Genomic DNA, 21047 nt, shown 5'->3' on the forward strand with positions numbered 1-21047 from the left:
TTTGTACTCACCCGCAGAACATTTTCTGGGGCTTTCCTCCGGGCGCTTCCCTTCGGTCTTGCGTTTCCGACTCTATCAGACTCTTTCGTGTCCGATTCCCGGTCGAAGCGGGTCAAGCGATTTTCGCTTTCCAGTTCTTCGCTTTCGCGTTTCCCTTTCCGGCGGCTCCAACACTATCAAACCTTTCCGGTCCCCCTGACCGGCCCCCCGCAGACATGCGGGTGCCCGATTTCGGGTTAGGGTTTGGGCTCAATAGCCGCTGCCGACCCCCGACTCAAAGTCGCGTTGGGGCCAGGCAGGAGTACGACAGTACAGGCTGCCGGGAGTCGAGGCAAATCGTTTCCGGTGCGCCCCTAGGTCCTCGAACCGTCAGGACTCGGGCGGAACCGGGACTTCCTATGACTTACTCTGCTGAGCAGTACGCCGTCCTCCTATCAAGCCGTGGCGGCACCTTCGAAGCTCCACTGGGAGGCCCCCCATGACCAACGTGACGTCCCCTCTTGCCGGACGTGCCATTGGGCTCGCTGCCGTACCCGACCCCGTCTTCTCCGGCGCGATGGTCGGTCCGGGCACCGCGATCGACCCCGTCCGCGAGCCCTCCGAGGCGGTCGCGCCCGTCGACGGCATCGTCGTCTCCCTCCACCCGCACGCATTCGTGGTGGTCGACAGTGAGGGGCACGGGGTGCTGACGCACCTCGGCATCGACACGGTCCAGCTCAACGGCGAGGGCTTCGAACTGCTCGTGAGCAAGGGCGACACCGTCACCCGCGGCCAAGGCGTCGTCCGGTGGGACCCCTCCGCCGTCGAGAAGGCCGGCAAGTCGCCGGTGTGCCCGATTGTTGCCCTGGAGGCGACCGCCGACTCCCTCTCCGCCGTGGCCGAGTCCGGCGAGGTGGCCGTCGGCGACTCCCTGTTCGGCTGGCAGTAACGCGATCGGCGCAGTGACAGCCGACTGGATATCCACCACCGCGGAGGCAACGGCCACCGCACGACCGGAGACGGGTGAAATGGAGACAACGCTGCGAGGCGTGGGCGTGAGCCACGGAGTGGCGATCGGCGAGGTACGGCACATGGGCACCGCGGTGCTCGAACCGCCGGCCAAGCAGATCCCGGCCGAGGAGGCCGAGCGCGAGCAGGGGCGGGCCCGGCAGGCCGTGGAGGCCGTGGCCGCCGACCTCATCGCGCGCGGCAACCTGGCCGGTGGCGAGGCCCAGCACGTGCTGGAGGCCCAGGCCATGATGGCTCAGGACCCCGAGCTCATGGCCGATGTCGAACGCCGCATCGCCGTCGGGAGCACCGCCGAGCGCGGCGTGTACGACGCGTTCGCCTCGTACCGGGCACTCCTGGCCGGAGCCGGCGAGTACCTGGCGGGCCGGGTCGCCGACCTCGACGACGTCCGCAACCGCATCGTGGCGCGGCTGCTCGGTGTGCCGATGCCCGGCGTGCCGGACAGCGACGAGCCCTATGTGCTGATCGCCCGGGACCTCGCCCCCGCCGACACTGCGCTGCTGGACCCCGCGTTGGTCCTCGGCTTCGTCACCGAGGAGGGCGGGCCGACCAGCCACAGCGCCATCCTGGCCCGGGCGCTCGGTGTCCCCGCCGTGGTGGCCCTGCCCGGAGCCGGTGAGCTCGCCGAGGGCACGCTCATCGCCGTGGACGGCAGCACCGGCGAGATCTTCGTCGACCCCAGCGATGCGAAGCGGGCGGAGCTGGAGAGCGCCGCCGCCGCGCGCAAGGCGGCGCTGACCGCCGCGACGGGCCCCGGTGCCACATCGGACGGTCACAAGGTGCCGCTCCTCGCCAACGTCGGCGGTCCCGCCGATGTGCCGGCGGCCGTCGAAGCGGGTGCGGAGGGCGTCGGCCTGTTCCGTACGGAGTTCCTCTTCCTGGACGACAGCAAGCAGGCGCCGTCCGAGGAGAAGCAGATCGCGGCGTACCGCGCGGTCCTCGAGGCGTTCCCCGAGGGGCGTGTCGTGGTGCGGGTGCTGGACGCCGGTGCGGACAAGCCGCTCGACTTCCTGACCCCGGCGGACGAGCCGAACCCGGCGCTGGGTGTGCGCGGGCTGCGGAGCCTGCTGGACCACCCGGACGTGCTGCGTACCCAGCTGACCGCTCTGTCGAAGGCTGCCGAGGGGCTGCCCGTCTACCTCGAGGTCATGGCGCCCATGGTGGCCGACCGCGCGGACGCCAAGGCTTTCGCCGACGCATGCCGCGAGGCCGGGCTGAACGCGAAGTTCGGCGCGATGGTCGAGATCCCGTCCGCCGCGCTGCGGGCGCGCTCGGTGCTCCAGGAGGTGGAGTTCCTGTCGCTGGGCACCAACGACCTGGCGCAGTACACCTTCGCCGCCGACCGTCAGGTCGGTGCCGTCTCCCGGCTCCAGGACCCGTGGCAGCCGGCGCTGCTGGATCTTGTCGCGCTGTCCGCCGAGGCCGCCAAGGCCGAGGGCAAGAGCTGTGGTGTGTGTGGTGAGGCGGCCTCCGATCCACTGCTCGCCTGTGTGCTGACGGGTCTGGGTGTGACCTCCCTGTCGATGGGTGCGGCCTCCATTCCCTACGTCCGCGCCACGCTGGCCAAGTACACGCTGGCGCAGTGCGAGCGGGCCGCTTCGGCCGCGCGCGCTGCCGACTCCGCCGACGAGGCGCGCCGTGCGGCGCAGGCGGTGCTGTCGGGCGAGTAGTCCGGGAGCGGACGACGCGAGGTGAAGGGGCTTCCCGCCGGGGACCGGCGGGAAGCCCCTTCGTCGTGTCAGCGGTGCTCCTCCGGTTCGTCGGCGCCGATGTCGAAGCCCGCGCAGTACTCCACACCGGACTCGGGGGCGACGGGTTCGCCCGTGTCCGCGTCGGTGCAGTAGGCGCTGAAGACCTCGCCGGCGGTGAGCGGGTCGAGGCTGCCCCGGCTGAGCCGCCAGCCGTGCACGCGGTCCGGCGCCCCGGGGGTGCTCGTACGCAGGACGACTCCGCCGTGGCTCTCCAGGGCGATGGCGACGGCGAGGACGCTCACGAACTCGGCGCCCTCCGAGGTGTCCAGCAGGACGGCCCCCGCGTCGGGCCGGTCGGTGTGCAGGGCGGCGAGCAGCTGGTCGTTCTCCGTGGGGGTGCTGCACACCAGGTGGTGGGTGCCGGGTCCGGCCGCCTCCAGGGTGCGTTCCAGGAGGTGCGATGCGCGGTCGAAGGCGGCGTGGCCGATGTCCCGGCCGCAGTCCGCGCAGTCGCCGACACCGGCCAGGAGCATGGTGGCGTACTCCCAGGTGGCCCGGCGGACCGCGCGGCCGACGAGGACCTGGATCAGGGCGTCCAGGGGCTGGCCCTCGTAGGTGACGGTGGCTCCGCAGGCGGCGATCTCCGCGGTGAAGCGGCTGCGGGCGGCCGGGGTGTCGGGGGCGATGCCGGATTCGGCGCAGTACTGCGCGTACTCCCGCGGGTCGAAGAGGGCGACCGTCGTGTGCACGCCCTGCGCGGTGAGGGCCCTGAGCAGGGCCTCCACCTGTTCCAGGTAGACGCCGTGGTCGTCGAAGGTGAAGGTGCGGAAGCGGCGCATCGCCGCGAAGTCCTCCTCGTCGGCCAACAGGCCGATGGTGGTGGGTGCTTCGCGGCGCAGCGTGCGTCGCATGGTGGTGGTCACGGTCCGTCCGTGGACGGTGGTCCGCTTGTTTCTCGTCTGCGCCATGATGTCCCCCAGTGCGCTGTCGACCATTGCTCACTCAGAGTAATCGCGGGCACTGACAACGGGGCGGTCAGCGGCGTTCGCGGGCCAGCTTCTCGTAGAAGTGGAGGAGCTCCAGGTTGTCGATCGAGCCGGGGTTGACGGCCTTTTCCAGGGCTGTTCCCTGGAGCAGGCGCTTGACCGGAACCTCGATGCGCTTGCCGGTGAGGGTGTGCGGGATGCCGGGGACCTCGATGACCTCGTCGGGGACGTGACGGGGCGAGAGGTTCTCGCGGATGGTGCGCTTGATGCTGTCGCGGAGGGCGTCGTCCAGGGTGGCGCCCTCCGCGAGGTGGACGAAGAGCGGCATCCAGTAGCCGCCGTCCGGTTCCTCCAGGCCGATGACGAGGGATTCGCGGATCTCGGGGAGGCGTTCGACGGCCTCGTAGATGTCGGCCGAGCCCATGCGGACGCCCTGCCGGTTGAGGGTGGAGTCGGAGCGGCCGTGGATGACGACGGAGCCGCGGTCGTTGATCGTGATCCAGTCGCCGTGGCGCCAGACGCCGGGGTACACGTCGAAGTAGCTGTCGTGGTAGCGGCTGCCGTCGGGATCGTTCCAGAAGCGGACCGGCATGGAGGGCATCGGCTGGGTGACGACGAGCTCGCCGACCTCGCCGGTGAGCGGTTCGCCCGCGGGGTCCCAGGACTGGAGGTCCGTGCCGAGGCAGGCGGCCTGGAGCTCTCCGATGTGGACGGGGAGGGTGGGCACCGCGCCGGCGAAGCAGCTGCAGACGTCGGTGCCGCCGCTGACGGAGGCGATCCACAGGTCGTCGGCGACCTCGTCGTGGAGCCAGCGGAAGCCGTCGGGCGGGAGCGGGGAGCCGGTGGTGGCGACGCACTGCACGCGGGAGAGGTCGAAGTCGCGTCCCGGGTGGATGTCGGCCTTGCGGCAGGCCATGACGTAGGCGGCGGAGGTGCCGAAGAGGGTGGCGCCGGTCTGTTCGGCGACGCGCCACTGGGCGCTGACGTCCGGGTAGCCCGGGCTTCCGTCGTACAGCACGACGGTGGTGCCGGTGAGGAGGCCGGAGACGAGGAAGTTCCACATCATCCAGCCGGTGGAGGTGTACCAGAAGAAGCGGTCCTCGGGGCCGAGGTCGCAGTGGAGGCCGAGCTGCTTGAGGTGTTCGAGCAGGATGCCGCCCTGGGACTGGACGATGGCCTTGGGCAGGCCGGTGGTGCCCGAGGAGTAGAGCACCCAGAGCGGGTGGTCGAAGGGGACCTGCTCGAAGACCGGTTCGGTGTCGGCGGCGGTGAGGGCGGCCCAGTCGAGGGCGCCCTCGGGGGTTTCGGTGCCGAGCAGCGGGATGTGCACGACGGCGCGCAGGGTGGGCAGTTCGCGGCGGAGTTCGGCGACGGTGTCGGCGCGGTGGTGTTCCTTGCCGCCGTAGCGGTAGCCGTCGACGGTGAACAGGACGACGGGTTCGACCTGCTGGAAGCGGTCGAGGACGCTGCGGGCGCCGAAGTCGGGGGCGCATGAGGTCCAGACGCCGCCGACGGCCGCGGTGGCGAGGAAGGCGACGACAACCTGCGGGATGTTGGGGAGGTAGCCGCTCACGCGGTCGCCGGGGGTGACACCGAGGGCGCGGAGTTCGGCGGCGAGCGAGCCGACCTGGCGGCGGAGCTCGGACCAGGAGGTCGGGGCCTGGGTGTGGCTCTCGTCGACGTGGAGCAGGGCGGGTGCGTCGGCGCGCAGGGGGTCCTCGGCGGCGCGGAGCGCGTGCTCGGCGTAGTTGAGGGCGGCGCCGGTGAACCAGGTGGCGCCGGGCATCGAGCGGTCGCCGATGACCTCTTCGTACGGGGTGGAGAAGCGCACGTCGAACCACTCGGCGACGGCCGTCCAGAAGGTGTCGAGCTCGTCGACGGACCAGCGGTGCAGACTGGCGTAGCCGCCCTCGGCAGGGGCGCCGTGGTGTTCGGCGGCCCAGCTCTGGAACCGGGTGACGGCGGCGGCCGCGATGCGGTCGGGGCCGGGCTGCCACAGGGGGGCTTCGTCGGCTGCTGAGGTCATGGGGGCGGCTCCCTGGCTGTAGCGGGTACGCGGAGTGTGCGCAGGCCGCGCGCACGTGCGGGGTGTGCGCGTGAGGCGACGTCACGGACGATGCCATGTGATCGTCCCCAGCACCAGGGTTGCCCGTACATGCTGTCGTGTCCCGTTATGTGGTCCGGCCACGTCGGGTGCGGGGTGAACGGAAGTTGAACGGCGCCTGCTCGCGGTCGGGCGGGTGGCAGGGTGAGCGGCATGGACGGTCGTGACCTGGTGCGCTCGGTGAAGCTGGTGGGTTCGAAGCGGGGGCTGCGCACGGTGCGTTCGGCGTGGCGCCGGGCGCGTGCGGACGCGCGGGCGCTGCCGGGGCGCGGGCCGGAGCGGGCGCGGGTGCCGGGTGCCGTGACGGGGGCGGAGCAGGGGCCCGGGGGCGGGGTGGTGCGGTTCGCCCGTTCGGAGCTGCGGATCCGGGTGGCGGTGGGCGGTGCGGTGTTCTGGGGGTGGGACGGGGCCGGGCCGGGGCCGTCGTACGCGGTGGACGGGGATGCGCCCGCCGCTGATCCGCGTGCGGTGCTGGAGCCCGGTACGGACGGCGGCTGGCAGGTGGTGGCGGAGCGGCTGACGGTCGCGGTGTCGCGGCACGGGGCGGTGGAGCTGCGGACGCCGGGCGGGGTGGTGCTGCGCCGGGAGCTTCCGCCGCGCTGGTGGGAGCCGGTGGCGGGCGGGGCGGCGCGGTGGGTGCAGCGTTCGGAGGTGGCGGCGGACGCGCGGTTCTTCGGTCTCGGCGGGCGGGCGGCGGGGCCTCGGCTGCGGAACGGGGCGTACGCGTTGTGGAACACGGATCCGGGCGGCCGGTTCGGGCCGGGGGACGATCCGCTGTATCTGACGATGCCGGTGCAGCTGGTGGTGGCGGACGCGGGGACGCACCTGGTCCTCTACGACAACTCCTGGTCGGGCCGGGTGTCGTTGCGGGAGGGGAAGGAGGGCGCGGGGTCCGGGCACGACCGGCCGGGCGCTTCGGAGGTGCGGGTGGACGGCGGGCCGCTGCGCTGCTGGGCGGTGGCGGGTACGCCGGCCCGGGTGCTGGCGGGGTGGACGGCGCTGACGGGGGCGGCCGCGGTGCCGCCGTCCTGGGCGCTGGGTGCGCAGCACGCCCGGTGGGGGTTCGGTTCCGAGCGGGAGGTCCGGCGGATCGTGGCGGGGTACCGGGAGCGGGGGCTGCCGTTGTCGGTGCTGCACCTGGACATCGACCACTACGACGCGCACCGGGCGTTCACCGTGGACCGGGGGCGGTTCCCTGATCTGCCGGGGCTGGCCGCGGAGTTGCGGGAGGCCGGGGTGCGGCTGGTGTCGATCGTGGACCCGGCGGTCGCGGTGGCCGGGGGGAACGAGGTCTGCGCATCGGGCCGGGCGGTGGGCGCTTCGGGCGCGTTCGTCCGGGACGCGCGGGGGCGGGAGGTGCTCGGGGAGGTGTGGCCGGGTGCGTGCGTCTATCCGGACTTCACGGATCCGGGGGTACGGGAGTGGTGGGGCGGGCTGTACGCGGAGCGGCTGGCGCAGGGGTTCTCCGGGGTGTGGCACGACATGAACGAGCCGGTGTCGTTCGCGGCGTTCGGAGATCCGTCGCTGCCGCGTTCGGCGCTCCACGCGCTGGAGGGGCGCGGCGGTGACCACCGGGAGGCGCACAACGTGTACGGCCTGGCGATGGCGCGGGCCGGTTACGAGGGGCTGGTGCGGCTGCGTCCCGAGGAGCGGCCGTTCCTGTTCTCGCGGTCCGGCTGGGTGGGGTTGCAGCGGTACGGGGGCACCTGGTCCGGTGATGTGGCGACGGGCTGGCCGGGGTTGCGGGCATCGTTGGCGCTGGCCCTGGGGCTCGGGCTGTGCGGGGTGCCGTATTCGGGTCCGGATGTGGGCGGGTTCGACGGGTCGCCGTCGCCCGAGCTGTATCTGCGGTGGTTCCAACTAGGCGCGTACATGCCGCTGTTCCGTACCCACGCGGCGATCGGCGCGGGGCGCCGGGAGCCGTGGGAGTTCGGGCCCGAGGTGCTGGCCGGGGCGCGGGAAGTCCTGCTGGAGCGGGAGCGGTTGCGGCCGTACTGGGTGACCCTGGCGCGGCTGGCGGCGCTGACGGGTGCGCCGTACGTGCGTCCGCTGTGGTGGTCGGCGCCCGGGGACCGGGGGCTGCGGGACTGCGAGGACGCCTTCCTGCTCGGTGACGCCCTGCTGGTGGCGCCCGTGCTGCAGCCGGGTGTGGTGCGCCGGTCGGTGCGGCTGCCGCCGGGGCGCTGGTACGACACGGTGAGCGGGGCGGTGTACGAGGGGCCGGGGCGGGTGGTGGTGGAGGCGCCGCTGTCCCGGGTGCCGGTGCTGGCCCGGGCGGGGGCGGTGATTCCGGTGCGGGGTGCGGACGGCGGCCTTGAGCTGGAGGTGTGGGCGCCGGTGGCGGGGCGTCCGGGTGGCGGGACGGTGGTCCGGGACGCGGGCGACGGCTGGGAGCCGGTGGAGGTCGAGCGGTACACGTCCCGGCTGGAGGGCGGGCGCGTCGTGGTGGAGCGGGACGGCGGGGCGGTGGAGTGGCCGGTGCGGGTGCGGGGTGCCGGGGCTCAGCGGTAGCGGCCGGCGAACCAGCGGTCGACGGCCTCGGTGTGGAGGGGGAAGGCGAGCGCGGCGGGGGCGGTGAGCAGGGTGTGGCCGGACGTCTCGTCGGTGGGGGCGGACGGCGGGAGCGCGGCGGCGGGCCGTTCGGGGAGCAGTCCGAAGAGGAGCAGGTGTCCGGCGGGTGAGCTGAGGGCGTCGGCGAGGCGGACGTCCCCTGGGCGTGCCTCGATGCGGGTCTCCTCGCGCAGTTCCCGTACGACGGCGTGCTGCCAGTCCTCGGCGTGGTCGATGAAGCCGCCGGGCAGGGCGAGGCCGCCGCGTGCCGGTTCGATGGTGCGGGTGATGACGACGAGGCCGGTGGTGTCGCCGTCGGTGACGGGGAGCAGGGCGACGGCGACCGGGAGCGGGTTGCGGTAGGCGGTCTCGCCGCAGGCGGCGCAGGTGCGGGGCCAGGTGTCGGGGGCCGGGAGGCCGGTGTAGGCGGCTCCGCAGGCGGGGCAGTGGGAGAACGTCACGGGTTGCTCCGTTTCCTCGGGGGCCGGCTCTCGTGGTGACCGGGCGGGGAACCGGTGGCGGACACGCGCGGACTGTACCGGATCGCCCTCGCGGCGGACGCGCAGCATGGAGGATGTGCTCATGACAGCCATTGCGACCGCATTCCGTGCCCTGGCGGCCACCGCCGCAGCCCTGCTCGCCGTGACCGTCACCGCCCCGGTGGCGCAGGCGAAGCCCGAGCCGAAGGCGCCCCGGGAGTTCGTCTCGCTGCGTTCGGTGGACCCCACGATCATCCAGGAGATGCGCTATCCCACCGCCCACGACTTCATGGGCGAACCCGTGGACGGCTACCGTCAGTCGCTCTGCATCCTGACCCGGCCGGCCGCCGAGGCCCTGCACCGCGCGCAGCTCCGGCTGCTGCGCCAGGGCTACTCGCTGAAGGTGTACGACTGTTACCGCCCGCAGCGGGCCGTCGACCACTTCGTGCGGTGGGCGAAGGATCTGGACGACGAGACGATGAAGGGCGAGTTCTATCCCCGGGTCGACAAGTCCCGGTTGTTCGCCGACGGTTACATCGCGGAGAAGTCCGGGCACAGCCGGGGCAGCACCGTCGACCTGACGCTCGTACGGCTGCCCGCGCTGCCGACCAGGCCGTACCGTCCGGGCGAGAAGCTGGTGCCGTGCTACGCGCCGCAGGCCGACCGGTTCCCGGACAACTCGGTGGACATGGGTACCGGTTTCGACTGCTTCGACACGCTTTCGCACACCGATGATCCCCGTATCCAGGGTGTGCAGCGCGCCCATCGGCAGTTCCTGAAGAAGACGCTCACCGAGGCCGGATTCGTCAATCTCGCCGAGGAGTGGTGGCACTACACCTTCCAGCCGGAGACGTTCCCCGACACCTACTTCGACTTCCCGGTGGCCCGCAGGTCGGTCGCCGGGCACTGAGCCGGCGCGAGAACGGGCGACCGGGACCACCCCCGTGGGTTCCGGCCGCCCGTTCTTCCTTCCGGACGCGGCGCAGCCGTTTCCGGTTGCCGGATCAGCCATTACGGTGCCCGTATGTCACAGCAGACGTTCGATTCGTACGAAGAGTTCTGGCCGTACTACGTCGCGATGCACTCGCGGGCGGCGACCCGCTGGGTGCATCTCACCGGCACCCTGACCGGTCTCGCCATCAGCGCGTACGGGCTGGCGCGCGGCCGCAAGCGGTATCTGGCCGCGCTGCCGCTCATCGGATACGGCACGGCCTGGCCCGCGCACTTCCTGATCGAGAAGAACAACCCGGCCACCTTCGGCCACCCGGCCTGGTCGCTGCGCGGTGACGCGCAGATGATCCGCATGATGCTGGCCGGACGCGACCACGAGCTGGCGCAGACCGCCGAGAAGTGGCTGGCGGAGAACGGCCGTTAGGTGGTCACCGGCTCGCGCGGGCGGTCCGCGCGGGCCAGGGCGTGTTCGACCACGGCCACCAGCACATCGCGTGCCGAGGCCCGGTCCCGCGCGTCGCACATCAGGAGCGGCACCTGCGGGTCCAGGTCGAGCGCGGCCCGTACCGTCGCCTCCGGGAACAGCTCCGCGCCCTCGAAGCGGTTGACGGCGACGGCGAACGGGATCTCGCGGCGCTCGAAGTAGTCGACAGCCGCGAAGCAGTCGGCCAGGCGCCGGGTGTCCGCGAGCACGACCGCGCCCAGCGCGCCCTGCGCCAGCTCGTCCCAGAGGAACCAGAACCGGTCCTGCCCCGGCGTGCCGAAGAGGTACAGCACCAGGTCCTCGCGGAGCGTGATCCGCCCGAAGTCCATGGCCACGGTCGTCGTGGTCTTCGCCTCGACGCCGTCCAGGTCGTCCACCGGCCGGCCGGCCTCGGTCAGCCGTTCCTCGGTGCGCAGCGGCCTGATCTCGCTGACCGCGCCCACCAGTGTCGTCTTGCCCACGCCGAAGCCGCCCGCCACCAGGATCTTGAGGGTGACGGGCTCCACGGGCCGCCTGTCGCGGCTAGAGCGCCCGAAGGCCATTGATCACCTCACGGAGAATGTTCACGTCCGGCAGCTCGGCCGGCGGAACGGGACGGGTCACGTGGACCAGCTCGTCGTCCACGAGATCGCCCACCAGCACCCGTACCACGCCTACGGGCAGGTCCAGGGAGGAGGCGAGCTCGGCGATCGACTGGGGCAGCTCACCGCAGAGTTCGAGGATCTCGACGTGTTCCGGGGAGAGCAGCTGGTCCCTGTCCGGGTCGTCGGCCGCGGGTTCGGGCACGACGATCGCGATCAGGTCGAGGCGGTGGCGGGACGCACTGCTGGTGCGTCCGCGGGTCATCGCGTAGGGGCGGACGACGGGCCCCGCGTCGTCGTCGTACCAGCGTGGGGTCCGCGGTCTTTCCGGGGTCTCCGGGGAGCCGGGCGATGCGGCGCTCATGGCGTCCGCTCACCCCCCGGAGGGCTGACCGGCCGTCCGGGGCGCGTTGGCCAGGTGGCTCCCCACGCGCTTGACCATGAGCGTCATCTCGTACGCCACCTGCCCCACGTCCGAGTCGGATTCGGCCAGGACCGCCAGACAGCTGCCGTCACCCGCCGCCGTGACGAAGAGGAACGCCTCGTCCAGCTCCACGACGGTCTGGCGGACCCTGCCCGCGTCGAAGTGGCGGCCCACGCCCTTGGCCAGGCTGTGGAAGCCGGAGGCGACGGCGGCCAGATGCTCGCTGTCCTCCCGCGTCAGGTCCTTGGAGGCGCCGGTGGGCAGCCCGTCGCTGGAGAGCACCAGCGCCTTGCGGATGCTGGCGACGCGCGCGACGAGTTCGTCGAGGAGCCAGTTGAGTTCACCGGACCCCTGGCGTGCGGATTCGGTTGCGGCGGCGTTCGGTGCGGTCATGGACCGTCCCCTCCCGGAGTGGTTCCTGGTGCGATGTCGCCGGGGCCCGTCGGGTCCTCGGCGTTCTCCTGGCGGCCGCGCTGCCAGCCGCGCTGGAGCGAAGCCATGCGGCTGCGTACCTCTTCGGCGTCCCGCTCGATGTCGTCGGCGCTCTCCACCGGGGCGGGCCGCGCCGTGCGGCCGTCCGGTCCCTCGCGCAGCTGCGGGGCGAGGCTGGCCTGCCGGACGCGGCGGGGCAGGCCGCCCACGGTGTCGGGGGCGGGTTCGGGCGTACGGGGTGCGGGCACGGCGGGGCGGCGGTCCCCCTGGCGGGCGGGTTCGCGGTCTCCCGGCCGGGCCGGTTCGCGGTTCTCGGCCGCGGGGTGGGCACGGCCGCCCCCGTCGACCCGGCGGCCGCGGTCGGTGACCAGCGTCGGCGGGCGCCGCCGGCGGGGCAGCGGCCGGACGCCCTCGGGGTGCAGGGCCCGCACCCCGTCGTCGGGGGCCTGCTGGTGCTGCTCGCGGTCGCCGTCGCGGCGCAGGGCGCGGGCGCGGAAGATGCCGCCGCGTTCGCTCTCGGTGTCCTCCAGGTCGGAGACGCCGTCGAGCACGGAGTCGAGGCCGGGGCCCGCCACCGCTTCGAGGGCCGGGTCGCGGGTGAAGTCCAGCGGTTCGTCGCCCTCCAGCTCGACGGGGCCGTTGAGGAGGGCCGGGTCGACGAGTCCGGTGGGGACCGGCGAGAGGCCGTTCGGCCGGCCCGGGACCGAGTCGTCGGCCTCGGGCCGCCGGGGGTCGCCGTCCGGTGTGCTGCCGGAGATGGCCTTCTCGGCCCTGCGGTCGAGGCGGAAGCCGGTGCCGTGGGATTCGGGGGCGTCGGTGAGGAGGGCGGCCGGGATGAACACGACGGCGGTGGTGCCGCCGTACGGGGAGGTCTGGAGGGACACCCGGACGTTCTGCCGCTGGGCGAGCCGGCTGACCACGAAGAGGCCGAGGCGGTCGGTGTCGGACAGCTCGAACTCGGGAGTCTCGGCGAGCCGGAGATTGGCGTCGAGCAGGACGTCGGGCGGCATGCCGAGGCCCCGGTCGTGGATCTCCAGGGTGAAGCCGTTGGCGACGCGCTCGCCGTGCACCTGGACCGCGGTGTGCGGGGGCGAGAACACCGTGGCGTTCTCCAGGAGTTCGGCGATCAGGTGGGTGAGGTCGGCGACGGCCGGGCCGCCCACGCCGATCCGGGGCAGCCGGCGGACCTCGATGCGCTCGTAGTCCTCGACCTCGGCGACGGCGGCCCGCACCACGTCCATCAGCTGGATGGGCTTGCGCCACTGCCGGGAGGGGGCGGCGCCGGAGAGGATCACCAGGCCCTCGGCGTGCCGGCGCATGCGGGTGGTGAGGTGGTCGAGGCGGAAGAGGTCGGCGAGTTCGTCGGTGTTCTCGGTGCGGCGCTCCATGGTGTCCAGGAGCGTGAGCTGCCGGTGGAGCAGGACCTGGTTGCGGCGGGCGAGGTTGACGAAGACCTCGGAGACGCCGCGGCGCATGTCGGCCTGTTTGACGGCGGCCTCGACCGCGGCGCGTTGCAGGGTGTTGAGGGCCTGGCCGACCTGGCCGATCTCGTCGCGCTCGTACTGGAGGTGCGGGGACTCGGTCTCCACGTCGACCTGTTCACCGGCGGCGAGGCGGCGCATCACGCTGGGCAGGCGGACGCCGGCGACCTCGTGGGCGTCCTTGCGGAGCCGGGTGAGGTCGCGGACGAGTTCGCGGCCGATGCGCACGGAGACGAACACGGAGACGACGAGGGCGAGGAAGCCGAGGACGCCGGCGATGCCCGCCTTGATCAGGATGCCGTAGCCGGCGGGCTTGCCCCGGTCCTTGAAGCGGTTGTTCATCTCCGTCGAGTCGTTGGCCAGCCGTTCCAGGGCGGCCGGGGCGACCTCCTGCCAGCGGGCGGCGTCGGCGGTGCGCGGGCTGGTGGTGGGGCCCCGCGTGATGATCCCGTCCTCGGCGGAGCGCAGCGGTTCGCTGTCCGGGCCCTGCCAGTACTCCTGGACGCGGCGGCGTTCGGAGGCGGGGAGGAGGTCGAGGTTGGTCTCGTAGAGCAGGCCGCGCTGGGCGACGAGGTCGGATATCTGGCGGAGCTCGGGGGCGGTGAGGCGGCCGGCCAGAAGTCCGGAGGCGACCAGGGCGTCTTCCCGGGAGAGCATTTCGCGGGCGCGGGACAGGCCGGTCAGTGCCCGGACCTGCCGGTCCATGGAGACGTTCTCCATGGTGTGCAGCCCGGACAGGAATCGGTAGCAGGGGTCGATCAGGCGGTTGTAGTACGCCATCGCCTTGAGCCGGCCGATGGTGCGTTTGTCGACGGAGTCGCGCAGCGCGTCGAGTCCTTCGACGGCGCCGAGTATCGAGCCGAGCTGGGTCTCGGCGGTCGGGCCGAGCGCGTCGCGGATGTCCTTCTGCCCGGCGCTCTCGCGTACCTCGGCCACGACCCGGTCGGTCGCGGCGCGCTGCCGGCGCAGCACGGGCAGGGCGTCGGAGGCGCGCGGGTCGGCGAGGAAGACGAGGGTCTGGCGGCGTTCGCTCTGGATGACCCGGACGGTGTCCTCCAGCGGGTGGCCGACCTTCTCCACGACGGTGCTCGCGCCGAGCAGTTTCCCGGCCTCACGCCCGGTGAGATAGGTGGCGAATCCCCAGAGGGCGGTGAGCGATACGAGAGGCACCACGAGCAACGCCACGATCTTCCTGCGGATGGACTTTCCGCGAAAGCGCATGCCTCCCCCAGGTCATCCCCGCGGGACCGGGGACGGGTTTCGTCAACAAACGGCGCGAGCCTACTACCGACACACAGACAACTCGAAGGCATGTCCGGACGATTTTCGGCCGCCTTACCGGGAGTTGACCATGGCTTGTCCCGGTATTCCGGGAGATGAAATTCACGAAAGCGACAGAAGAGGCCCTGAGGCATGGCAAGTTCCTTCACGTCCCGGTTGGCTGGAATTCTTCGTTTCGTGACGCCTGGGAGGAATCTTCACCGCTGACCACTCGTCTGCCTGTACGGGGGTAGAGGGACCAACGGGGCACGCTCGGGCGGACGGGACGGACCGTCCGCGTAGAAAGGGTGTATGCCGGGCAGCAACCCTGAAGTCGGACAGCGGTGGGAGTGAAGGGCCTTGGACACACAGGAGCGTGAGGCTGTGGAGCCGGTGGGGGATGTGAGCGAGCCGGGGCGGCAGCCCCTGTGGGTGGAGGAGCCGGCGCAGCGCAGGCGCATGCCCGATCCGGTGCGGACGGCGGCGGTGCGGGCGGTGCTCGTCATGTCGTTGACGATGATTCTGGCGATGGTGGCGTTCCTCACCGCCCTGGCCGGGTCCTGGCTCTCCTTCCCGATGGTGCTGAGCGGGGTGGCGAGCACGGTGGTGGCGACCTGGGCGGTGCTGGACGTCTGGGTCACCCGTCAGGTGTGGAACCAGCGCAACGGCGTGGTCTCCGAACCCAGCAGCTCGGCCCGGCAGTTGCGCCGCGAGCGGCGCAGGGCGCGGCGTGAGGCCCGCGCCGCGCAGCGGGACACGGCGCGGATAGGCCACCGGAGCGGCGCGGACCGGCTGTCGCGGGCCTGACCGCGCCCGGCGGGCTCAGCTGGTCCTGGCCTCCTCAACGGTCTCGGACGCGTCCGGGGTCCGCGGGGCCGGGGCGCCGCGCTTGAACATGCGGGTCGCGGTGATCTCGCCGTGCACCGTCTCGCTGCCGGGGTCCTGCTGCGGCAGGCCGGGGCGCAGGTGCTCCTCGACGCTGATGTACTTCAGCCCGGCGCGCAGGTCCGCGTCGTTGCGCAGCCGGATGACGAGCGGGAATTCCGCGAGGGCCGTCGTGTCGAACAGGCCGGTCGTGTACAGCAGTTGTACGCCGAGCGCGTCGGCCACCGCACGCTGGAGCTCCAGCAGATAGGTGGCGTTGGCCCGGCCGATCGGGTTGTCCAGGAAGAGCGTGCCGGCGTGCCGGTGCTCGGCGCGGTCGCGCCCCCGGTCGTTGCTGCGGAGGGCGGCCATCGTGCAGTACAGGGCGATGGCGGCGGTGAGCAGCTGGCCGCCGGAGAAGACGTCGCCCATCTGCCCGACCGGTACGCGCTCGGCGCGCAGCACGGCGTCCGGTTTCAGGATCTCGACGGCGACGCCCTTGGGCTCCAGGGCCGCCTGCACCCCGCGCAGCAGCAGCGACATGCCGTCGCGCCGCAGGTCGGAGTTCTTCCGGAGGGCGGCCCTCGTCGCCTCGTCGATGACCTCGCCGAGCCGTTCGGTGAGGGTGGCCTGATCGGGCTCCTCGAAGCGGATGCGGAGGAATTCCTGTCCGGACCACTCCCCCAGGCCCTCGGGGAGCCGGGAGAGCCGCTGGGCGGAGCGGAGCGTGGTGAGCGCGGACTCCACCAGGCCGCGCAGCCGGTCCACGATGGAGTCGCGGTTGCGTTCCAGCTGGGCCAGCTCGTCGGTGAGGACGCGCAGCCGGGGCGCGAAGGCGGCGGCCCACTTCTCGGCGTGCTCGGGGAGCGCGGCGGCGGGCAGTTCGCGGATCTGCTGCCGGGCCGGGGTGCGGACCTGCTCGTAGCGGGTGGAGTTGGCGTGCCGTACGAGGACGTCGCTCGCCTCCCGGACGGCCGCTTCGGCGGCGGAGAGGTCAGCGGCGCAGCCGCGCAGCGAGCGGCGGGCCTCGGCGGCGGACTGCCGGGCCTCCTCCAGGCTGCCCGGGTACGGCTCGGGCTCCTCCGGGTCGTCCTCGGCGCCGTGGTCCCTGAGCAGGTCGCGCAGCAGGGCGGCCGTCTCGTCGAAGCCGCCCGCCGCGTCCTCGGCCGCGCGGTGGGCGTGCAGCAGCTCGGCGTGGGCGGCCCGGGCGGTGTCCAGCGCGGCGGTGGCGGCGGCCAGCTCGGCGGTGGCGGTGCGCAGCAGGGCCTGGGCCTGCTCGGCGTCGGCGGGCACCCGGCCGTCGGGCAGCTCGGTGTGCAGGCTCTCGCCGTCGGCGGGCGCGAGGCGTTCGGCCTCGCCGCGCAGCCGGCCCAGCTGCTCGCTGGCGGCGGAGGCGCGGGTCTCCAGGAGCTGGACGAGGGATTCGGCGCGGGCGGCCGCGGCCTGCCGGGACGGGCCGTCGGCACCGTCGGTGCCTTCCAGGAGCTGGGCGGCCCGAGTGCGGACCTTGTTGGTGAGGCGGTCCAGCTCGGCGAGGGCGGCGCTCTCGTCGCTCTCGGCGCGGGCCTGCTCGGCGCGCAGGTCGGCGCCGACGCCCACCTTCTCGTACAGCTGGGACGCCGCCCGGTACGCCTCGCGCAGGGCGGGCAGCGCCTGGCGGGGGGCGTCCGCGCCGAGGTCGGGGAGGTGTTCGGGGGCGCCGGCGATCTCGGCGCGTTCGGCACGCAGGGCGCGGGCGGTGCGGCGGGCGTCGTCGGCGGCGCGCTGGGCGGCGCGGCGGTCCTCGTCGGCGGCCCGGGCGCGCTCCAGGAAGACGGTGGCGCGGGCCTCGCTCTCCGCCGCCTCGTCGGTCAGCTCGCGCAGCTTGGCCTGCCAGCCGGCCCGTTCGCGCAGCCGGAAGGCGAGTCCGGCGAGGGCGTCGGCGGCCCGGCGGGCGCGCTGAGCCGCCTCCTGGCGCTCCTCGCGGACGCGGGCGGTGTCGGCGGCGGCCTCGTCGGCCTCGGCGCGGACCGTGCGGGCCTCGGCGAGGACGGCCTCGGCGGTCTCGGCGGCGGTGCGGGCGGTGCGGGCTCCTTCGGCGAGCTCGGCGAGCATGCCGGGCGGGCAGTCGGCGCGCCAGGAGCCGATGCGGGCGGCGAGCGCGCGGTCGGCGCCGAGCCGGGCGGCGAGCACCCGGATGTCCTCGTCGCGGGCCGCGGCCCGGCTGCGCAGGGCCTGGCGCTCCTCGTCGGCGGCGTGCTCGTCGTGCATGGCGGGGTTCGGCGGTACGAGGAAGACGCCCTCGCCGGGGCCGGACGCGCCGCTTCCGGGGTCGGGCACGGGGGCGAGGAGGGCGGCGGCGGTGCCGACGGCGACGGCGGACCGGGGCAGCAGGGCGGCGGCGCCGAGCACGTCGCGGGCGCGGGCGTGCGCGTCGGGGTCGGTGATGACGACGCCGTCCACGAGCTCGGGGCGGGCGGCGAGGACGGCGGCGTGGTCGGCGGGGTCGACGGCCTGGGCGAGGTAGCGCCAGCCGGGGAGGGCGGGGATGCCCTGCTCGCCGAGGTATTCCACGGTGGCCAGGACGTCCGGGCTGGGCGGGAGGAGGCCGCCGTCGCCGAGGGCGCCGAGGATGCGGGCGTCGTCGGCGGCCGCGGTGCGCAGTTCGAACAGGCGCCGTTCGGCGGAGGTGACGCCTTGGTCGAGCAGCTCGCGCAGCTCGTCGGCGCTGCGGTCGAACTCGTCGGCGGTGAGGGCCGCTCCGGCGGGCCCGGGCAGGGCCGCGGTGGCGGCGGGCGCGCCGTGCGGGGCGGGTTCGGCTCCGTCCGGGGCGGGGGCCTGCCCCTCGTCGTGCCCGTGCTGGGCGTCAGCGGTCCGGCCGGTCCCTGGGGCGGCCTGCCGGGGGCGGGGCACCGCGCCGGTGCGGTCGGCGGACAGCCCGAGCAGTTCGGCGAGGCGGGGTTCGGCGGCGATCGAGTCGGCGGCCCTCAGCTCCGCTTCGTACGCCTGCTCGGCGGCGCGGGCGGCGTCGGCGGCGCGGGCGGCGGCCAGTTCGGCGCGGGACTCGTCGGCGGTGGCCTGGCGGGCCCGGTCGGCGGCGGCTCCGGCGGCCTCGCGGGCGGTGTCCCAGGCGGCGACGGCGGCCTGTTCGGCGTCGTTGGCGGCGAGGGCGGCCCTCGCGGGGTCGGCGTGCGGCGCGGTGTCGTCCAGCCAGCCGGCCCGGACGGCTTCGGCGGTCTCCTGCTCGACCTCGGCGAGACGCTGGCGGAGGTGGCCGGCCTCGCTGCGGGCCCGCTGGGCCTCGGTCGCGGCGGTGGTGGCGTCCCGGTGCGCGGCCTCTCCGGCGCTCTGCAGGGTGTCGGAGCGCTCCTCCTCCTCGTTGGCCCGGCTCTCGCCCGCCTCGGCGGCGGTGTGCAGGGCCCGTACGAGGTCGGCGGCGGCGCTCGCGCGGGCGGCGAGGGCGGGGGCGGCGTCGCGCTCGGCCTCCCGGATCGCGGCGGCGACGCGGGCGGAGCGGTCGGCGGCGGCGCGGTGGCGCAGGACGGCTTCGGCGGCCTGCCAGGCAGAGTGCAGGGTGCGCGCGTCGCCCAGTTCGCGGCGCTGGGCGGCGGCGCTCTTCTCGGCGGCGGTGAGCGCCAGCGAGGCGTGCCGGTAGGCGAGTTCGGCGGCGATGAGGGCGCAGTGGCCGCGGTTCTCCTCGGCGCCGGTGACGGTGTGGGCGGCGGAGGTGACCTGCTGGGCGAGCTCGGCGGCCCGGCCGCGCTCCTCGCCGGCGCGGGCGGAGAGGCGGCGGGCGAGGGTGCGGGTGCGGCGCTCGGACCCGGCGTGGATGTCGCGGGCGCGCGCGCGGGTCCCGGCGGCCTCGACGATGCGGCCGAGGAGGTCGACGGAGCCGGCGGTGAAGTCGCGTTCGGCGGTGAGCTCGGCGCGGCGGCCGAGCTTGTTGCCGAAGCCGCTGACGAGGTCGGCGAGGCCGTCGGTGTCCCGGGTGTCGGTGACGGCGCGCAGCAGCAGGTCGGTGAAGTCGGAGTCCTTCTTGACCGCGAAGAGGCCGGCCGCCTCGCCCTCGTCGGCGTTCATCTCGCGCTGGTAGCGGAAGAGTTCGGGGTCGAGGCCCAGGTCGCCCAGGTGCTCGTTCCAGCGGTCGTGGATCTCCTCCCAGTACACGTCGAGGTGCTGGTAGAACTTCCCGGCCTCGGTGAGCGCGTCGCGGAAGCCCTTCATGGTGCGGCGGCGGCCGCGGGCGCCGGAGACGCCTTCGGCGGGGCGGCCGACGGCGGTGGATTCGGCGACGGGCAGCGAGTCGAGCCCGAGTCCGGGGCCCGGCCGGAACGAGTACCACGCCTCGGCGAACTTCCGGGGGTCGTTGGAGACCTGGCGCCCGCGCCACTCGCTGACCTTGCCGACGACCACGCACTCGCCGGTCAGGGTGTGCTGCCACTCCAGGGCGACGTGCCCGCAGTCGTCGGCGAGGAGGAACTTGCGCAGCACGCCGGAGCTGGCGCCGCCGAGGGTGTTGCGGTGGCCCGGGAGCATCACCGAGAAGATCAGCTTCAGCAGGACGGACTTGCCGCCGCCGTTCTCCAGGAAGAGGACGCCCGCGGGGGCGGGGCGGCGCGGCGGCCCCACCGGCTCGTCCTCGAAGAACTCCGCCTGCGCCGGGGCGGGGCGGGGCACGGGTTCGCCGACTCCGCGCAGGTCGAGCACGGTGTCGGCGTAGCGTGCGCCGGCCGGTCCGATGGAGTAGAGGCGGACCCGGGACAGCTCGTACATGGCGGCGGACTCTCGTCGTTCTGGGAGCGGGGGGAAGGCGTGGGTGGCGGGCGGGGGTCAGCCGTGGAACGGCAGGCCCGCGTCGGCCACCAGTTCCAGGTCGTGGGGGTCCGGGGGCGGCAGCAGCGTGGCGCTCCCGTCGGTGACGGGGACGACGCCCAGGTCGAGGAGCTCGGCCATGGCGGCGCTTCCGGCCATGTCGCGGACCTGGAGCTGGTAGCGGGCGGTGGTGCGGTACGTGCCTCCGGCGTCGTCGCCGGTGCGCTGGAGGAAGCCGGAGTCGGTGAGGAAGGCGACGGCCTTGCCGATGATGCCGGTGGTGGATCCGGCGAGCCGGCGGGCGTCCTTGGTGGCGCCGGTGGCGCTGCGCCGGGCGTAGACGCGCCAGCCGGCCTCCAGGCCCGGGGCGTCGCTGGCCGGGTCGGTGTTGTCGCCCTGTTCCTCGGCGCGCTGCTCCAGGCGGTCGCATGCCTGGCGGACGAAGGCGTCGACGCCGTTGACCGTGATCCGGCCGATGTAGGCGTCGTCGGCCAGGTCCTCCGGGCGCGGGAAGGCCATGGCGGCGACGGCGAGGTGGGCGAGGCCGTGCAGGAAGCGGTCGGCGCTGTCCGACGAGGCGCGGCGCGCGTAGTCGCCCATGCGGACGGCGAAGACGGAGTCCTCGCCCGCCGTGACGGCCATGCCGGCCCGGGGGGACACTTCCAGGACGATGAGGCCGAGGCCGGTGGCGACGGCGTCGGCGAGCCGGGCGAAGGCGGGGTCGTCCCGGTAGCGGCGCAGCAGTTCGGCGTATTCCGCGTCGCGGGCGGGGAGCAGCTTGGGCTGGAGGCCGAAGGCGACGAGCCGGGCGGCGTCGGCCGCGTCCGCCGGGGTGACGGCCGCGGGCGCCGGGCGGTCGGGCTCGTAGGCGGGGGCGGGCCGGTCGGCGGGCTCGCTCCACGCGTCGGCGTGCTCTGCGCGGTGGTCGCTCACGACACTGGCTCCTCGGTGCGGAAGGTAC

At 73.8% G+C, this 21047-nt stretch carries 15 protein-coding genes; 6 read left to right on the top strand and 9 right to left on the bottom strand.

Features of this window, described 5'->3' with window-relative positions; all coding sequences use genetic code 11:
• Window positions 1-478: 478 nt before the first annotated feature.
• Together ACFZAT_RS12710 and ptsP are read left to right on the top strand one after the other, a co-directional pair.
• Window positions 479-928, top strand: coding sequence for a PTS glucose transporter subunit IIA (locus ACFZAT_RS12710; RefSeq protein WP_391263591.1), 450 nt, complete (start codon window positions 479-481; stop codon window positions 926-928).
• Between the two features lie 79 nt (window positions 929-1007).
• Window positions 1008-2678, top strand: a complete 1671-nt coding sequence (gene ptsP / locus ACFZAT_RS12715; protein ID WP_391263594.1) for a phosphoenolpyruvate--protein phosphotransferase — start codon at window positions 1008-1010, stop codon at window positions 2676-2678.
• Window positions 2679-2746: 68 nt separating this feature from the next.
• Here the strand turns inward: ptsP and ACFZAT_RS12720 are convergent, their stop codons facing one another.
• Both ACFZAT_RS12720 and ACFZAT_RS12725 read right to left on the bottom strand, forming a co-directional pair.
• Window positions 2747-3667, bottom strand: coding sequence for a hypothetical protein (locus ACFZAT_RS12720; RefSeq protein WP_391263595.1), 921 nt, complete (start codon window positions 3665-3667; stop codon window positions 2747-2749).
• Window positions 3668-3734: 67 nt separating this feature from the next.
• A complete protein-coding gene (locus ACFZAT_RS12725; RefSeq protein ID WP_391263597.1) occupies window positions 3735-5711 on the bottom strand; it encodes an acetoacetate--CoA ligase in 1977 nt (658 codons plus the stop codon).
• A gap of 231 nt (window positions 5712-5942) precedes the next feature.
• Between ACFZAT_RS12725 and ACFZAT_RS12730 the strand changes: the two genes are divergently transcribed.
• Complete coding sequence (locus ACFZAT_RS12730; RefSeq protein ID WP_391263599.1) at window positions 5943-8300, top strand: TIM-barrel domain-containing protein; 2358 nt, start codon at window positions 5943-5945, stop codon at window positions 8298-8300.
• On the opposite strand, the gene ACFZAT_RS12735 is transcribed toward ACFZAT_RS12730, so the two are convergent.
• Entirely contained in the window at window positions 8291-8800 is a 510-nt protein-coding gene (locus ACFZAT_RS12735; RefSeq protein WP_391263601.1) for an NUDIX domain-containing protein, read from the bottom strand. The genes ACFZAT_RS12730 and ACFZAT_RS12735 overlap by 10 nt on opposite strands.
• Before the next feature lie 121 nt (window positions 8801-8921).
• Here ACFZAT_RS12735 and ACFZAT_RS12740 point away from each other — a divergent pair, with 121 nt between their 5' ends.
• Together ACFZAT_RS12740 and ACFZAT_RS12745 are read left to right on the top strand one after the other, a co-directional pair.
• Complete coding sequence (locus tag ACFZAT_RS12740) at window positions 8922-9728, top strand: M15 family metallopeptidase (protein ID WP_391263603.1); 807 nt, start codon at window positions 8922-8924, stop codon at window positions 9726-9728.
• A 114-nt stretch (window positions 9729-9842) separates the two neighbouring features.
• Complete coding sequence (locus ACFZAT_RS12745; protein ID WP_018103974.1) at window positions 9843-10193, top strand: DUF962 domain-containing protein; 351 nt, start codon at window positions 9843-9845, stop codon at window positions 10191-10193.
• Here ACFZAT_RS12745 and ACFZAT_RS12750 read toward each other — a convergent pair.
• Genes ACFZAT_RS12750 through ACFZAT_RS12765 form a run of 4 tightly spaced genes read right to left on the bottom strand, consistent with a single transcriptional unit; the run spans window position 10190 to window position 14392 of the window.
• On the bottom strand, window positions 10190-10795 hold the full coding sequence (locus tag ACFZAT_RS12750; RefSeq protein WP_391263605.1) for an ATP/GTP-binding protein: 606 nt from the start codon (window positions 10793-10795) through the stop codon (window positions 10190-10192). The genes ACFZAT_RS12745 and ACFZAT_RS12750 overlap by 4 nt on opposite strands.
• Window positions 10776-11198, bottom strand: a complete 423-nt coding sequence (locus tag ACFZAT_RS12755; RefSeq protein WP_391263607.1) for a DUF742 domain-containing protein — start codon at window positions 11196-11198, stop codon at window positions 10776-10778. Before ACFZAT_RS12755 ends, ACFZAT_RS12750 begins: the two co-directional genes overlap by 20 nt.
• A gap of 9 nt (window positions 11199-11207) precedes the next feature.
• A complete protein-coding gene (locus ACFZAT_RS12760; RefSeq protein ID WP_073967715.1) occupies window positions 11208-11651 on the bottom strand; it encodes a roadblock/LC7 domain-containing protein in 444 nt (147 codons plus the stop codon).
• Entirely contained in the window at window positions 11648-14392 is a 2745-nt protein-coding gene (locus ACFZAT_RS12765; RefSeq protein WP_391263609.1) for a nitrate- and nitrite sensing domain-containing protein, read from the bottom strand. The genes ACFZAT_RS12760 and ACFZAT_RS12765 overlap by 4 nt, the downstream gene beginning before the upstream one ends.
• Window positions 14393-14791: 399 nt before the next feature.
• On the opposite strand from ACFZAT_RS12765, the gene ACFZAT_RS12770 reads away from it, so the two are divergent.
• Entirely contained in the window at window positions 14792-15238 is a 447-nt protein-coding gene (locus tag ACFZAT_RS12770) for a hypothetical protein (protein ID WP_391263611.1), read from the top strand.
• Window positions 15239-15253: 15 nt separating this feature from the next.
• On the opposite strand, the gene ACFZAT_RS12775 is transcribed toward ACFZAT_RS12770, so the two are convergent.
• Window positions 15254-20047 (bottom strand): hypothetical protein, encoded by a 4794-nt coding sequence (locus ACFZAT_RS12775; RefSeq protein ID WP_391263613.1) that lies wholly within the window; start codon window positions 20045-20047, stop codon window positions 15254-15256.
• Between the two features lie 57 nt (window positions 20048-20104).
• The gene (locus tag ACFZAT_RS12780) at window positions 20105-21019 is read right to left on the bottom strand and encodes a hypothetical protein (protein ID WP_391263614.1); all 915 of its coding nucleotides are present in this window, start codon (window positions 21017-21019) and stop codon (window positions 20105-20107) included.
• Between the last annotated feature and the right edge of the window lie 28 nt (window positions 21020-21047).

Source organism: Streptomyces sp. NPDC008163 (genome assembly GCF_042956885.1).
GTDB lineage: Bacteria > Actinomycetota > Actinomycetes > Streptomycetales > Streptomycetaceae > Streptomyces > Streptomyces drozdowiczii_A.